Here is a 14,371-nt window from a genome sequence, read left to right on the forward strand (position 1 = left end):
GCTGTCACAGCGCCGCGGCGCGTCTGAGACGATGGCGTCATGACGCAGACCGTGGAGATGTGGTTCGACCCGCTGTGCCCGTGGGCGTGGATGACGAGCCGGTGGCTCATGGAGGTCGAGGAGGTCCGGGACGTCTCTGTGACGTGGTCGCAGATGAGCCTGTCCGTCCTCAACGAAGGGCGTGACCTCCCCGACGAGTACCGCGAGATGATGGACCGTGGCTGGGCCCCGGTCCGGGTCATCGCGGCCGCCCGCAAGGCGCACGGCGACGAGGTGACCAAGCCGCTGTACGACGCCATCGGGACCCGCCTGCACCTCGGCGGCGAGCGCGACTTCGTCGCCGCCACCGCGGCCGCGCTCGCCGAGGTCGGGCTGCCGGCCGAGCTCATCGAGGCCGCCGACACCGACGAGCACGACGCCTTCCTCCGCGAGAGCCACGACCGCGCCATCGCCCTCGTCGGTGACGACGTCGGCACCCCGGTGATCTCCGTGGAGGGCGTCGCCTTCTTCGGCCCCGTCGTCTCGCCCGCGCCGAAGGGGGAGGCCGCCGGCCGCCTCTTCGACGGATGCGTGCTCGTCGCCGGGACCGACGGCTTCTTCGAGCTCAAGCGCTCCCGCACCCGCGACCCGATCTTCGACTGAGAGGTACTGACTTGCGCGTCCACATCGGTGGCGACCACGCCGCATTCGAACTGCACCAGGAGCTGCTGACCTTCCTCGCCGACGAGGGGCACGAGGTCACCGACCACGGTCCCTTCGAGTACGACGCCGTCGACGACTACCCGGTCTTCGTCATCCGTGCGGCCCAGGCCGTTGCGGCCGACCCGGGCAGCCGCGGCATCGTCCTCGGCGGCTCCGGCAACGGCGAGCAGATGGCGGCCAACAAGGTCGCCGGCATCCGAGCGGCGTTGTGCTACAACGCCGAGCTGGCCAAGCTGGCCCGCGAGCACAACGACGCCCAGATCCTGTCGATGGGCGGCCGGATGCAGTCCGTCGAGGAGTCCAAGGAGATGGTGCGCGTCTTCCTCGCGACCGACTTCACCGGCGAGGAGCGTCACCAGCGGCGCATCGACATGATCTCGGCCTTCGAGGCCGACGGCACGGTCCCGCCGCTGCCCTGACCACACGTCCCATAGCAGGTGAGACCCCCCCGCGCGGCGAGCCCGGGGGGTCTCACTTTGGTTGCAAGGCTTCCCAGACAGGCGAATCGGTGCCTAAGGTGCGGTCACGGTGCCACGAGACGCCGTGACGACCGACAGGGGAGGGGCCGCCGAGTGTCCGCGATCTTGCCCGGTCGGCTCCCTGCGTGGGCCGAGGGACGGCGGATGACGCGCACCCTGCCCGCGGTGGAGGGCACACCGCTGCTCGTCGCGGTGCTGACCGCCCTCGTCCTCGTCGCCCTGGCCCACCACACCTGGCCCGACGCCGTCCCGCTCGTCACGCTCGTGCCCCCCCTGCCTCGTCGCGACGACCCTGTGCCCGATCCGCGAGGTCCGACTGGTCTTCGGCGTGGTCCTCGCCTACGTCGCCTACTCGGTCGTGGTCGGTCAGGGCAGCTGGACCCGGCAGCTGCCGCTGCTCATCTCCCTCGGCCTGCTCTACGTGCTGGCGACCTCGCGGGCCAGCCACGGCGTGGCCACCTTTGCCGGTGACCGGATGCTCGGCGACCTGCGGACCCGCCTGCTGAAGATGGGCGAGATCCCCGCGCTCGAGCGCGGCTGGCACGCCGAGCGATCCTTCGCGACGGCCCACGGCAATGCCTTCGCCGGTGACTTCAACGTGACGACCCGCAGCCGCTGCGGTCGCAGCCTCGAGGTCGTGCTGGCCGACGTCAGCGGCAAGGGGCAGGAGGCCGGCACCCGCGCGCTCGTCCTCGCGGGCGCACTCGGCGGGGTCATCGGCACGACCGAGCCCCAGCACGTGCTGCCGATGGCCAACGAGTTCCTCGAGCGGGACGGCTGGGACGAGGGCTTCGCGACCGCCGTGCACGTCTGCCTCGACATGGCCACGGGCGAGGTGCTCGTGGCCTCGGCCGGCCACCCGCCGGCGATGCACTACGACGCCGGGAGCGGCCGCTGGTCGGCGCTCGACGAGGCACGTGGCCCGGCCCTGGGCTTCGTGGCCGGAGCCACCTACCCGCAGTCGCGTGCCGTGCTGCAGCGCGGTGACGCGCTGCTCGTCTACACCGACGGCATCATCGAGTCGCGCGTGCGCGACCTCGACGACGGCATCGACTGGATGCTCGGTGAGGCCGAGGCGCGGCTGCGCGAGGGTTTCGCGGGTCTGACCAAGCGGCTCGTGGCGGGCGGACGCGCCGGCGACGAGGACGACCGCGCCGCCGTGCTCATCTGGCGCGACTGACCCCCTTCGTCGGGGCCGTATCCTTGAGCGCCGTGACCTCCTCCGAGCCCGACCCGCACAAGCTGCCCCTGACCGACACCCCGCGCACGGCGGACGGTCGGTACCGGGCGACCGTGCGCACCTTCACCCCGCGCTGGCGGATGTCGCCGCGAGTCGAGGAGCTCATGGAGCGGCTGCTGCCGCGCTACGCCGTCCCGACGACGCCCCTGGACCCGACGCAGGTCTTCGGCCGCGACCTGCCCGTCGTGCTGGAGATCGGGTCCGGCTACGGCGAAGCCGCGGTCGCCTACGCCCGCGAGCACCCCGAGAACGGGATCATCGCGGCCGAGGTGCACGTGCCGGGCGTGGCCACGCTCATGGAAAAGGCCGAGCGCGAGGGCCTGGACAACGTGCGGACCTTCCGCGGCGACGCCCTGGAGTACCTCATCGAGTGCGTCGGCCGCGACCAGCTCGAGGCCGTGCACCTCTTCTTCCCCGACCCGTGGCCCAAGGCGCGCCACGCCAAGCGGCGCTTCGTCCAGCAGGACACCCTCGACCTGGTGCTCGAGCGGCTGCGGCCCGGTGGCCACCTGCTCGTCGCTACCGACCACGCGAGCTATGCCGAGCACGTGCGTGAGCAGCTCTCGCAGCACCCCCGGGTCGCGGTGGTCGAGGGGGAGCGGCCGGCCTGGCGGCCCAGCGCGGGCTTCGAGGACAAGGGCCGTGCGGCCGGCCGGGCGATCCACGAGTTCCGGGTCACCGAGGCGGGCTGACCGCGACGGGGCCGGTCGAGGACCACCCGGTCGGCGGGTGCGTCACCAGGTGTGGGCGACGTCGATGACGAGGCGGGTCGAGTCACCGGGGCCGGTGAGCTCGGTGACCTTGAAGGGCAGCCGGGCGCGCGTGCCGACGCCGATCGTCGTCTGCCCCTCCCAGCTGCCGCCCCACGCCACCTGGCGGAGGGTGCGGTAGGACGATCCCGGCGGCGTTGACGTCACCCGGTTGCCCGGAGAAGGGGGACCAAGCGACACCAACGACGCCGGGCTGTCCGCGCATCAGAAAAGTCCTGAGCCGCGACACCGTGTCAACGATGTCGCGACTCAGGACACTGGAGCGGGCGACGGGAATCGAACCCGCGTAGCCAGTTTGGAAGACTGGGGCTCTACCATTGAGCTACGCCCGCGCGCTCGCCACCGACTGCGCTGCACGGGTGGAAGAGCAGGGGCTAGCCTAGACCCCGCTCGCGGCCCGGTCACAATCGGGACGCGTCACGGGGTATGGCGCAGGTTGGTAGCGCGTCCGCTTTGGGAGCGGAAGGTCGTCGGTTCGAATCCGGCTACCCCGACCGCTGGCTGCTGCAGCCGCTGGCTCAGTACTGCTGGTAGCCGGGCGTGCTCGCTCCGCCGAAGGCCTCCGACAGGCCCGAGTGGACGCCCTCGGCGTGCAGCCCGCGCTCGAGCCTGGCCGTGATGCGCTGGGTCGGCCACACGTGCCAGGCCATCGACAGCAGCGCCCAGAAGCCTCCGACGAGGTAGGCCCACGCGCTGCCGGTGGCGAAGGCCCACACGAGGGACAGGATCGCCGGCGCCTCGGTGATCGCGAAGCGGGTGATGGTCGTCTGCTGCATCGCGTCGAGGGCCAGGGACAGCGCCGCCTCGGGCTCGGTGCTGCGCGGGATCGCCGGGGCGCGGTAGCCGACGGCCTCGGCGACGGCGAAGGCGGCGACGTTGAGCCCGAAGAGCACGGCAGCGGTGAAGGCGGACGGGTACTCGTCGGTCCCGAGCACCACCACGGCGACGACCGCGAAGAGGGGGAGCGCGCCGATGAGGCTCCCGGCGAGGATGCGCAGGGACTGGACGCGTGCGGCGGGTTGCGCAGGTGTGCTGGTCATGCGCCCGAACCTAGCGGGGACCGGCCGGCTGCAGGCCCAGGGCTGTGGACAGTCCTGACCGTTCGCCCGCGCGGTCGAGCCGGCGCTCGAGCGCGCGGATGCCAAGGTAGGCGTGCATTCGGCTTGCGGGCGGTCAGCGGATACAGTGGATCTCCGTGTCCCGGACCACCGGGACGGTGCGTGCGCGCCCGAGAGTCGTCCAACCGACGCGAAGGCCTGCGCCCCAACCCCCTTCGTCGTCCAGATCGTGTGGAGTGCCTGCAGTGAAGAGTGCCGTCGAGAACCTCAGCCCGACCCGGGTCAAGCTGACCGTCGAGGTCCCGAGCGAGGAGCTCCAGCCGCACGTCGACGCGGCCCTGAAGACCATCGGGAGCCAGATCCAGGTCCCCGGCTTCCGCGCCGGCAAGGTGCCCGCTCGGATCATCGAGCAGCGCGTCGGCAAGGGCGCGGTCATCCAGGAGGCCGTCAACGAGGCCCTGCCCGAGTTCTTCGGCAAGGCCGTCGACGAGACCGGTGTCAGCCCGATCGGCCAGCCCGAGGTCGACATCACCGAGGTGCCGATGGCTGACGGAGAGCAGCTGAAGTTCACCGTCGAGGTCGACGTGCGCCCCGAGATCACGCTGCCCGACTACGACGGCATCGAGATCACGGTCGACAACCTCGAGGTCACCGACGAGGACGTCGAGGCCAAGCTCACCGAGCTGCGCGAGCGCTTCGGCACCCTCGTGGGCGTCGACCGCGCCGTCGAGACCGGCGACTTCGTCTCCATCGACCTCAAGGCCGAGATCGACGGCGACGAGATCGACTCCGTCGAGGGCGTCTCCTACGAGGTCGGCTCCGGCAACATGCTCCAGGGCATCGACGAGGCCCTCGTCGGCATGACCGCCGGCGAGACCAAGGACTTCACCGCCCCCCCTCGCCGGTGGCGACCAGGCCGGCCAGGACGCCAGCTGCACCGTGACGGTCCAGTCGGTCAAGGTCCGCGAGCTGCCCGAGGTCGACGACGACTTTGCCCAGATGGCCTCCGAGTTCGACACCGCCGACGAGCTGCGTGCCGACCTCACCAAGCAGGCCGAGCAGGCCAAGAAGTTCGAGCAGGGCATCCAGGCCCGCGACAAGGTCCTCGACCACCTGCTCAACAACACCGAGATCCCGCTGCCCGAGGGCATCGTCGAGGCCGAGATCCACCAGCACCTCGAGCAGGAGGGGCGCCTCGAGGACGACGAGCACCGCGCCGAGGTCGACGAGTCGACCCGCAAGACGCTCACGACGCAGTTCCTGCTCGACGCCCTCGCCACGGCCGAGGAGATCGAGGTCGGCCAGCCCGAGCTCATCGAGTACCTCGTCATGCAGTCGCAGCAGTACGGCATGGACCCCAACCAGTTCGCCCAGCTGCTCGACCAGCAGGGCCAGGTCGAGGCCATGGTCGGTGAGGTCGCCCGCCGCAAGGCGCTCGCCGCCGCGCTCGACAAGGCCAAGATCGTCGACGCCGACGGCAACGCGATCGACCTCGACGACATCGTCCCCGAGTCCGAGCGCGCCGTCACCGACGTCGAGGACCTCGACGCCGACGACGAGGGCACCGAGGCCGTCGAGGCGGAGACCGCCGACGAGCAGGCCTGACCCCAGCACCCCGACGAAGGGGGTCGCCGCCGGATGACCGGTGGCGACCCCCTTCGTCCGTCCCGAGGAGCGTCGGATGCAGGCCGCAGACGTGACCACCGCCCGCAACGCCGTGCTGGCGACCTTCGCCGTGAGCGGCTTCGCCTTCGCGTCGTGGGCCTCGCGCATCCCCGCGATCCGGGAGCAGCTCGACCTCACGCCCGGTGAGCTGGGGCGCACCCTGCTCGTCGGTGCGCTCGGGTCGGTGCTCGCCCTGCCGCTGGCCGGGCGGGTCATCACCGCCGTCGGCGCCGCCCGCACGGTGATGATCGGTGTCGTCACCGTGGTCGTCGGACTGCTCTCGGTGGGGCTGGCCGTCGACGTCCTGGGCGACGTCGCAGTGACCGCCGCCGCGATCTTCGTCGTCTCCGTCGGCATCTCGCTGTGGGACGTCGCGATGAACCACGAGGGTGCCGCCGTCGAGCAGCGCCTCGGGCGCACGATCATGCCGGTCTTCCACGCCTTCTTCTCCGGCGGCACCGTGCTCGGCGCGCTCGTCGCGGCGGGGGTGGTGCGTCTGGGCGCGCCGGTGCTCGGCCACCTCGCCGGGGCCGCGGCGCTCGCCCTCGTCGCGGGGCTGCTCGCCCCGCGACGGTTCCTGCCGCGCCTGCTCGAGGTCGGCGAGGGGGGGTCCGGCGCCCGAGCGACCCCGCAGCGCCTGGCTCGAGCCGCGCACGCTCCTCATCGGGCTCGTCGTGCTCGTCGCGGCCCTCACCGAGGGCACCGCCAACGACTGGATCGCGCTCGCGGTGACCGAGGGTCACGACCAGCCGGAGGAGGTGGGGGTGCTCGCCTTCGCGACCTTCCTCGCGGCGATGACCGCCGGGCGCCTGCTCGGGGTGCGTCTGCTCGATCGCTACGACCGGGTGCTCGTGCTGCGGGTGCTCTTCGCCCTCGCCGTCCTCGGCTCCATGCTCGTCGTCCTCGGCACCACGGCGACCGCCTTCGTCGGGGTTGTCCTGTGGGGCGTCGGGGCGAGCCTGGGCTTCCCGACCGGCATGAGTGCGGCCGCGGACGACCCGGCGCGGGCGGCGGCCCGCCTGTCGGTCGTCTCGACGATCGGCTACCTGGCCTTCATCGTCGGTCCGCCCGTGCTCGGGATGATCGGTGATCACACGGGGGTGCTGCGTTCGCTGCTCGTCGTCGGCCTGCTCGCCGTCCCCGCCTTCGTCGCCGTGCCGGCGGTGCGGGAGCGGGAGTCGGCCCGGACCTGAATCCGCATTACCCTAGGGTGATGCGGTTGTACGAGTGTTCAACCCCGCCCCACGAGGAGGACGCATGACCGACGGGACCTTCGTCTCCCCCTTCGCCGTCGAGGACCCGGAGGCGCTGGCCGCGACCGAGCGCGTCCAGGCCGAGCTCGCCCGCACCACGGGCCGGCTCGTCGACGCCGTCGTGCGCACCCGCGTCGACGACGCGACGCTCGCCGAGGTCACCGCGCAGGTCGAGGCGCTCGCCGGGCGGCTCCTGGAGGTCGCCCAGGAGGGGCCGCTCGGTGTCGAGACGGCCAGCGACGGGCGGCTGCGCGACCACGGCAACCCCATGGTCGGGATGCGCAACCCCATCGCGCCGCCGCTGCGGGTGACCGGCGACGACACCGGGCGCACGACGTGCACCTTCACCCTCGGCGCGGCCTACGAGGGCCCGCCGGGGTGCGTCCACGGCGGCATCGTGGCCGCCGTCCTCGACCAGGTCGCAGGCTCCGTCCCCGCGCGGCTCGGCAAGCCCGGTCTGACCGCCTACCTCAACACGACCTACCGCCGCCCCACGCTCCTGGGGCGCGAGCTCGTCTGCAGCGCGTGGGTCGAGCGCGTCGACGGGTGGAAGACCTTCGTCCGCGGCGACATCCGCGACGACCAGGGCCGGGTGACCGCCGAGGTCGAGGCCCTCTTCGTCGTGCCGCGCTGGGCCCGGGAGCACGTGTCGACGCCGGCCGCGGACGCCATCGACGTCCCCTCCGCGGGCGAGGAGACGCCGGGGTCGAGCACCCCGTAGCGTGGCGGCATGACGTCCCCTGACGAGGTCGTGCCCGAGCCGGAGCAGCCGGTGGCCCTCGAGGTGGAGGACCGGGGCGAGCCCGACTTCGCCCGGATCTTCTTCCCGGCCCGGCCACGGGCTCTGCGGCCCCGAGCCCGCCTGCGCCCGCAGGGCGCACCCTCGGCCGACCAGGTGCGCTCGGGCGAGCCGCTCGGGTCCAACCCCGTCTACGTCGAGTGGTTGCGGGGGCAGTCGATGCTGCAGGACGCGAAGGAGATCGCGGCGCAGCTCACCGGGCTGGGCTCGATGTGGCAGAACCCGTACGCGCAGCCGGACCCGCGGGCCGCGGTCGAGACCGCCTCCGTGTGGTTCACCGCCTACCCGATCTCGATGATCACGCCGGCCGGCGCCTCCTTCCTCGGCTCGCTCGCCGACCCGCACCTGTGGCGCACCTTCGAGCGGATCGGTATCCACGCCCTGCACACCGGGCCGGTCAAGCGGGCCGGCGGGCTGTCGGGGTGGAGCCCGACGCCGAGCGTCGACGGTCACTTCGACCGGGTGTCCACCCACATCGACGAGCTCTTCGGCAGCGAGGAGGACTACCGGGAGATGTGCCGGGTCGCCGCGGAGCACGAGGGCACCGTCATCGACGACATCGTCCCCGGCCACACCGGCAAGGGCGCCGACTTCCGCCTCGCCGAGCTCGGCGTCGACGACTACCCGGGCATTTACCACATGGTCGCGATCCCGCAGGAGGACTGGCACCTCCTGCCCGACGTGCCGGCCGGCCGCGACTCGGTCAACCTCCACGAGGCCGCCGAGGCGGCGCTCGCCGAGGCCGGCCACATCATCGGCGCCCTGCAACGGGTGATCTTCCACGTCCCCGGCCTGAAGGACACCAACTGGTCGGCCACCGCCCCCGTGACCGGCCCCGACGGCGTGACCCGACGCTGGGTCTACTTGCACTACTTCAAGGAGGGGCAGCCGTCGATCAACTGGCTCGACCCCACCTTCGCCGGGATGCGGCTGGTCATCGGCGACGCGCTGCACAGCCTCGGCGACCTCGGCTCGGGCGGACTGCGGCTGGACGCCAACGGCTTCCTCGGCGTGGAGCGCTCGCTCGAGGGGCCGGCCTGGTCGGAGGGTCACCCGCTCTCGCTGGCGGCCAACCAGCTGATCGGGTCGATGGTGCGCAAGGTCGGCGGCTTCACCTTCCAGGAGCTCAACCTGTCGATCGAGGACATCCGCGACACCGCCACCGGCGGGGCCGACCTCTCCTACGACTTCGTCACCCGGCCCGCCTACCACCACGCCCTGGCGACGGGGGAGACCGAGTTCCTCCGGCTCTGCCTGCGGCAGGCGATGGATCTCGGGGTCGACGCCGCCGGCCTCGTCCACGCCCTGCAGAACCACGACGAGCTGACCTACGAGCTCGTCCACTTCGCCAGCCGGCACCGCGACGACGACTTCACCTTCCGCGGGCGGACGACGAAGGGGGCCCAGCTCGCCGAGACGATCCGGCAGGAGCTCACCGACGCCCTGACGGGCGAGGCGGCGCCCTACAACCTCGTCTTCACGACCAACGGCATCGCCTCGACGACGGCCTCCGTCGTCACCGCCGCGCTCGGGCTGCGCGACCTCGACGCCCTGACGGAGACGGACGTCGAGCGGGTCCGGCGGGCCCACCTGCTGCTCGCGATGTTCAACGCGCTCCAGCCCGGGGTCTTCGCCCTGTCCGGATGGGACCTCGTCGGGGCGCTGCCGGTGCCGGTCGACGACATCGCCGAGCTCGTCCGCGAGGGTGACACGCGCTGGATCCACCGGCCCGCCTACGACCTGCTCGACGTGGCGCCTCAGGCCAGTGCCTCGGCCTCGGGCATGCCCCGGGCCCGCACCCTCCACGGCCCGATCGACGCCCAGCTCGACGACCCGACATCCTTCGTCTCCCGGCTGCGGGACCTGCTCCACCTGCGCGGGTACTTCGCCATCGCGACGACCCGCCAGGTCGACGTGCCCGACGTCGCCCACCCCGCGATGCTCGTCATGGTCCACGCCTACGAGCAGGTGCCCGGTCAGCTGCAGGTGACCGTGCTCAACTTCGGCGAGGAGCCGATCAGCGGCACGGTGATCAGCGAGCACCTCGAGCCCGGCTCCCGCCTGATGGACATGGGCGACGGGTCGGCCTTCGGCGAGGTCGACCAACTGCACGGTTTCCACGTCGAGCTCGACGGCTTCGCCGGCCTCGCCCTCCTCGTCCACCGCCCCCAGATCCGAACTTGCCTAGGTTTCTGTCATCCGCCGGGGAATGTTCGCAGGCGCCTCGTCAGGATCCTCGGCGGATCCGGGCGGAGGGGACGAAGGAGGAGTTCCGCACCTGTTTGCGCAGGTCAGGGTGGGTTACCGTCGGGACGTGACCCACGACCCGAACCGGCGCCGCGTCCAGATCCGCCCCCTCGGCGGTGCACCCGGGTGCCTCGCGATGATCCTCTTCTCGATACTCGCGAGCGTCGTCCTCACCGTGCTCCTCAACCTCGTCTTCTGAGGTCGGAGTCACGGCCACGGCCGCGGCACCGCACCACCCTTCGCCAGTCCCCCTTCGCCCGTCGCCCTCCGACGACGACTCGAGCGACGACCACCAGGACGACGACAACACCTGAGCCGTGGCCGACGTTGCGCTCAGGGCGAACACGTGCGGGAGGCGGGAAACATGCGCAGGGAGCGGGCGTTAGGGTCAGTGAAAGTCGTGAACCACGAGAGCAACCGCCCCACGGCGGAGAAGCGAGTGAGCGTGAGCAACAGCAGCGAGATCGTCGCGGCCGGCCCGCAGGGCGGGATGGGTCTCGACGACCACATCTACCAGCGCCTCCTCAAGGAGCGCATCATCTTCCTCGGCTCGGATGTGCGAGACGACAACGCCAACGCCATCTGCGCGCAGATGCTCCTCCTCGCCGCGGAGGACCCGGAGAAGGACATCTGGCTGTACATCAACAGCCCCGGTGGCTCCATCTCCGCCGGCATGGCGATCTACGACACGATGAAGTGGATCCCCAACGACGTCGCGACCGTCGCGATGGGCCTGGCCGCCTCGATGGGCCAGTTCCTCCTCTCCGCCGGCACCCAGGGCAAGCGGTACGCGACGCCCCACGCCCGCGTGATGATGCACCAGCCCTCGGGCGGCATCGGCGGCACCGCCTCGGACATCAAGATCCAGGCCGAGCAGATGCTCTTCGTCAAGACGCAGATGGCCGAGCTCATCGCCGAGCACACCGGGCAGAGCGTCGAGCAGATCCACAAGGACTCCGACCGCGACCGCTGGTTCGGCGCCCAGGAGGCCAAGGAGTACGGCTTCGTCGACCACGTCTTCGAGCGCTCCGACCAGGCCGGCCGGGCCGACAACCCGGTCAGCGACTGAGCCCCGACCCGCGAGCCCTCCAGGAGACACCATGAACTTCGACGCCCAGCTGCGCACCCACCAGCCCGGGGGTGCCCCCCTTCGCCCGGGGCCGTCCAACCGCTACGTCCTGCCCAACTTCGAGGAGCGCACCTCGTACGGCATGAAGCGGATGGATCCGTACACCAAGCTCTTCGAGGACCGGATCATCTTCCTCGGCGTGCAGGTCGACGACGCCTCGGCCGACGACATCATCGCCCAGCTCCTCGTCCTCGAGTCGATGGAGCCCGAGCGCGACATCCTCATGTACATCAACAGCCCCGGTGGCTCGTTCACCGCCATGACGGCGATCTACGACACCATGCAGTACATCCGCCCGGACATCCAGACCTTCGTCATCGGTCAGGCTGCCTCCGCCGCGGCGGTGCTCCTCGGTGCCGGCGCCCCGGGCAAGCGCTTCGCCCTGCCCAATGCGCGCGTGCTCATCCACCAGCCGGCCCTCGCCGGCGGTGAGTACGGCCAGGCCTCCGACATCGAGATCCAGGCCAACGAGGTGCTGCGCATGCGCACCTGGCTCGAGGAGACCTGGGCCAAGCACTCGGGCAAGACCGCCGAGGAGGTCCGCGAGGACATCGAGCGCGACAAGATCCTCTCGGCCGCGGAGGCCAAGGAGTACGGCCTCATCGACGAGGTGCTCACCCCGCGCAAGGCCTCCCTGGAGGACTGAGCGCGCCGCGCACGGCGTGTCGTCCTGCAGTTCGCGCGACACCACCACGAAGGGCCCCGGGAAGCCGGGGCCCTTCGTCGTGCCCGACCCTGAACTGCAGGACGACATGCGGGAGCGACCGGTCTGACCGGCCCGTTCCGCTGTCAGCGGAACGGCGCGACGCGCCCCCGTCGGACGGTGTCCAATGGGTCCTGAGACGGACCGCTTTGGGTACCGTCGAGGCACGCGGCCCACCGTGGTCGACCCGGGATCGAGAGGACACCTGACGTGGCACGAGTCGGAGAGAGCGGCGATCTGCTCAAGTGCTCCTTCTGCGGCAAGTCCCAGAAGCAGGTCAAGAAGCTCATCGCCGGGCCCGGGGTGTACATCTGCGACGAGTGCATCGACCTGTGCAACGAGATCATCGAGGAGGAGCTCACCGACGGCGGTGACCTCGGCCTCGACGAGCTGCCCAAGCCGCGCGAGATCTTCGACTTCCTCGAGACCTACATCATCGGCCAGGACACGGCGAAGAAGGCGCTCGCCGTCGCCGTCTACAACCACTACAAGCGCATCCAGGCAGACGAGGGCGCCGCCGCCAAGCGCGACGAGGACCACGTCGACATCGCGAAGTCCAACATCCTGCTCATCGGCCCGACCGGCTGCGGCAAGACCTACCTCGCCCAGACCCTCGCGCGGATGCTCAACGTCCCCTTCGCCATCGCCGACGCGACGGCCCTGACGGAGGCCGGCTACGTCGGCGAAGACGTCGAAAACATCCTGCTCAAGCTCATCCAGGCCGCGGACTACGACACCAAGAAGGCCGAGCAGGGGATCATCTACATCGACGAGATCGACAAGGTGGCCCGCAAGTCCGAAAATCCGTCGATCACCCGTGACGTCTCCGGCGAGGGCGTGCAGCAGGCGCTGCTGAAGATCCTCGAGGGCACGACGGCGTCGGTGCCTCCGCAGGGCGGGCGCAAGCACCCGCACCAGGAGTTCATCCAGATCGACACGACCAATGTCCTCTTCATCGTCGGCGGGGCCTTCGCCGGGTTGGAAAAGATCATCGAGTCGCGCGTCGGCAAGAAGGGGCTGGGCTTCGGCTCCGAGCTGCACAAGGCGACCGACCTCGCCCAGGCGATCACCGACGTCATGCCCGAGGACCTGATGAAGTTCGGCCTCATCCCCGAGTTCATCGGCCGCCTGCCGATCATCACGACCGTCACGCCGCTCGACCGCGAGGCGCTCGTCCAGATCCTCGCCGAGCCGAAGAACGCGCTCGTCAAGCAGTACCGCAAGATGTTTGCCATCGACGGGGTCGAGCTCGAGTTCACCGACGACGCCCTCGAGGCGATCGCCGACTCCGCGATCTCCCGCGCCACGGGTGCCCGCGGGCTGCGCGCGATCCTCGAGGAGGTCCTCATGCCGGTCATGTTCGACACCCCGAGCGACGACGGCATCAAGCAGATCGTCGTCACCGCCGAGGTCGTCCGCGACAACGTCCTGCCGACGATCGTGCGCCACGAGGAGAGCGGCAAGCGCAAGCACAAGCGCTCCGCCTGACCCACCTCGCCGGCTGAGGAGACTGCCCGCGGCCGCCTACGCCCACCACGCTGGCTGAGGAGGCCGCCCGCGGCGGTCTCGAAGCCTGACAAGATGTGGCTGTGAGCGCCCCCTACCGACTCGTCCAGGGTTCCTCGGGTCCCCGGCAGCAGAGCCCGACGACCTGCGGGTCCGCTTGCGCCACGGTCGCCCGCATGCTCGTCGACGCTCCCTTCGCCCGCTGGATCACCGCCGGTGAGGGCCAGCCCGTCCCCGGGGCCGAAGGGAGCACCCAGGCCGAGCGCTTCGCCGCCTGGGAGCGCACCGTCCACGCCCGGACCAATGGCTGGCGCGGGTCGAGCGGCACCCTGGCGCTGGGCTGGCCACGGGCGCTCGGGACGCCACCGTGGGGACTGCGTCGTGAGCTCGAGCAGGGTGCCTCGCGCGTGGGGACGCGCTACCGCCTCGTGTCCGTGCGTGGGCACTCCGAGGAGTCGCTGCGCGCCCGCTACCGCCGCCTGCTCGACCTCGTCGTCGACGGGGAGCCGGCGGCGCTCTACGTCGGCAGCCGCCTGCTGCCGCGGCACGTCACGCTCGTGCTGCCGGGGCAGCGAGCCGATGCGCTCGACGTCTACGAGCCGGCCAGCGGGAGCGTGCAGCTCCTCGACGAAGACGCCTTCGCCCGGCGTCGGCTGCGCTTGGGCGGGTGGTCGGTGCCGTGGATCCTCGTCCAGCCCACCGGTCACCGCCGGGTGGTCGACGGGTCACCGGCGACCAGCCCGTGGCGGGTGCCCCGGCTGGCCCCCGAGCCCTCGCCCGACCTGCTGCGGGAGGCCGACCCCGACTCGGTGTGAGCGGG

13 protein-coding genes, 2 tRNA genes and 3 pseudogenes are annotated in these 14,371 nt (G+C 71.2%); 14 read left to right on the top strand and 4 right to left on the bottom strand.

Going from position 1 to position 14,371, the window contains the following annotated elements:
• Positions 1–39 precede the first annotated feature (39 nt).
• The 4 genes from B277_RS05415 (at position 40) to trmB (ending at position 3,113) form a co-directional block, all read left to right on the top strand.
• On the top strand, positions 40–642 hold the full coding sequence (locus tag B277_RS05415; protein ID WP_007926010.1) for a mycothiol-dependent nitroreductase Rv2466c family protein: 603 nt from the start codon (positions 40–42) through the stop codon (positions 640–642).
• Between the two features lie 11 nt (positions 643–653).
• On the top strand, positions 654–1,121 hold the full coding sequence (locus B277_RS05420; RefSeq protein WP_007926011.1) for a ribose-5-phosphate isomerase: 468 nt from the start codon (positions 654–656) through the stop codon (positions 1,119–1,121).
• Between the two features lie 388 nt (positions 1,122–1,509).
• A complete protein-coding gene (locus B277_RS05425) occupies positions 1,510–2,361 on the top strand; it encodes a PP2C family protein-serine/threonine phosphatase (RefSeq protein ID WP_007926012.1) in 852 nt (283 codons plus the stop codon).
• Between the two features lie 32 nt (positions 2,362–2,393).
• Complete coding sequence (gene trmB, locus B277_RS05430) at positions 2,394–3,113, top strand: tRNA (guanosine(46)-N7)-methyltransferase TrmB (RefSeq protein WP_007926013.1); 720 nt, start codon at positions 2,394–2,396, stop codon at positions 3,111–3,113.
• Between the two features lie 42 nt (positions 3,114–3,155).
• On the opposite strand, the pseudogene B277_RS17360 reads toward trmB, so the two are convergent.
• Together B277_RS17360 and B277_RS05440 are read right to left on the bottom strand one after the other, a co-directional pair.
• Positions 3,156–3,350 (bottom strand): annotated as a pseudogene (locus B277_RS17360) (AMIN-like domain-containing (lipo)protein); the annotation flags it as partial.
• Positions 3,351–3,449: 99 nt separating this feature from the next.
• Positions 3,450–3,523 (bottom strand) — tRNA-Gly (locus B277_RS05440).
• Between the two features lie 88 nt (positions 3,524–3,611).
• Here B277_RS05440 and B277_RS05445 point away from each other — a divergent pair.
• Positions 3,612–3,685, top strand: a tRNA-Pro gene (locus B277_RS05445).
• A 24-nt stretch (positions 3,686–3,709) separates the two neighbouring features.
• On the opposite strand, the gene B277_RS05450 is transcribed toward B277_RS05445, so the two are convergent.
• Positions 3,710–4,231 (bottom strand): hypothetical protein, encoded by a 522-nt coding sequence (locus B277_RS05450; protein WP_007926016.1) that lies wholly within the window; start codon positions 4,229–4,231, stop codon positions 3,710–3,712.
• A 263-nt stretch (positions 4,232–4,494) separates the two neighbouring features.
• Here B277_RS05450 and tig point away from each other — a divergent pair.
• Both tig and B277_RS20250 read left to right on the top strand, forming a co-directional pair.
• Positions 4,495–5,091: pseudogene (gene tig / locus B277_RS20245) on the top strand (trigger factor); the annotation flags it as partial.
• 97 nt (positions 5,092–5,188) lie between these two features.
• Complete coding sequence (locus tag B277_RS20250; protein WP_420795266.1) at positions 5,189–5,854, top strand: trigger factor; 666 nt, start codon at positions 5,189–5,191, stop codon at positions 5,852–5,854.
• Here B277_RS20250 and B277_RS18860 read toward each other — a convergent pair.
• Positions 5,775–6,578: a hypothetical protein gene (locus tag B277_RS18860; RefSeq protein WP_238539374.1), complete on the bottom strand. Its 804-nt coding sequence runs from the start codon at positions 6,576–6,578 to the stop codon at positions 5,775–5,777. The two genes, B277_RS20250 and B277_RS18860, sit on opposite strands and share 80 nt — an antisense overlap.
• Positions 6,579–6,588: 10 nt before the next feature.
• On the opposite strand from B277_RS18860, the gene B277_RS18865 reads away from it, so the two are divergent.
• From B277_RS18865 to B277_RS05500, 7 genes and pseudogenes are all read left to right on the top strand, one after another.
• The gene (locus B277_RS18865) at positions 6,589–7,107 is read left to right on the top strand and encodes an MFS transporter (RefSeq protein ID WP_007926019.1); all 519 of its coding nucleotides are present in this window, start codon (positions 6,589–6,591) and stop codon (positions 7,105–7,107) included.
• 64 nt (positions 7,108–7,171) lie between these two features.
• Positions 7,172–7,888 carry a PaaI family thioesterase gene (locus B277_RS05465; RefSeq protein WP_007926020.1) on the top strand — a complete coding sequence of 239 codons (717 nt, stop codon included), beginning with the start codon at positions 7,172–7,174 and terminating at the stop codon, positions 7,886–7,888.
• Between the two features lie 9 nt (positions 7,889–7,897).
• Positions 7,898–10,138 (top strand): annotated as a pseudogene (treS, locus tag B277_RS16615) (maltose alpha-D-glucosyltransferase); the annotation flags it as partial.
• 565 nt (positions 10,139–10,703) lie between these two features.
• A complete protein-coding gene (locus B277_RS05485; protein ID WP_051987910.1) occupies positions 10,704–11,282 on the top strand; it encodes an ATP-dependent Clp protease proteolytic subunit in 579 nt (192 codons plus the stop codon).
• A 31-nt stretch (positions 11,283–11,313) separates the two neighbouring features.
• Positions 11,314–11,988 carry an ATP-dependent Clp protease proteolytic subunit gene (locus tag B277_RS05490; RefSeq protein WP_007926022.1) on the top strand — a complete coding sequence of 225 codons (675 nt, stop codon included), beginning with the start codon at positions 11,314–11,316 and terminating at the stop codon, positions 11,986–11,988.
• Between the two features lie 267 nt (positions 11,989–12,255).
• The gene (gene clpX / locus B277_RS05495; protein ID WP_007926023.1) at positions 12,256–13,533 is read left to right on the top strand and encodes an ATP-dependent Clp protease ATP-binding subunit ClpX; all 1,278 of its coding nucleotides are present in this window, start codon (positions 12,256–12,258) and stop codon (positions 13,531–13,533) included.
• Between the two features lie 101 nt (positions 13,534–13,634).
• Positions 13,635–14,366, top strand: coding sequence for a hypothetical protein (locus B277_RS05500; RefSeq protein WP_007926024.1), 732 nt, complete (start codon positions 13,635–13,637; stop codon positions 14,364–14,366).
• Positions 14,367–14,371: the final 5 nt, after the last annotated feature.

Source organism: Janibacter hoylei PVAS-1 (assembly GCF_000297495.1).
Lineage (GTDB): Bacteria > Actinomycetota > Actinomycetes > Actinomycetales > Dermatophilaceae > Janibacter > Janibacter hoylei.

Coding starts and splice junctions, on each gene's coding strand:
- B277_RS05465 (WP_007926020.1), top strand. CDS start 7,172: ATGACCGACGGGACCTTCGTCTCCCCCTTCGCCGTCGAGGACCCGGAG.
- B277_RS05490 (WP_007926022.1), top strand. CDS start 11,314: ATGAACTTCGACGCCCAGCTGCGCACCCACCAGCCCGGGGGTGCCCCC.
- B277_RS05415 (WP_007926010.1), top strand. CDS start 40: ATGACGCAGACCGTGGAGATGTGGTTCGACCCGCTGTGCCCGTGGGCG.
- B277_RS05485 (WP_051987910.1), top strand. CDS start 10,704: ATGGGTCTCGACGACCACATCTACCAGCGCCTCCTCAAGGAGCGCATC.
- B277_RS05450 (WP_007926016.1), bottom strand. CDS start 4,231: ATGACCAGCACACCTGCGCAACCCGCCGCACGCGTCCAGTCCCTGCGC.
- B277_RS18860 (WP_238539374.1), bottom strand. CDS start 6,578: ATGAGGAGCGTGCGCGGCTCGAGCCAGGCGCTGCGGGGTCGCTCGGGC.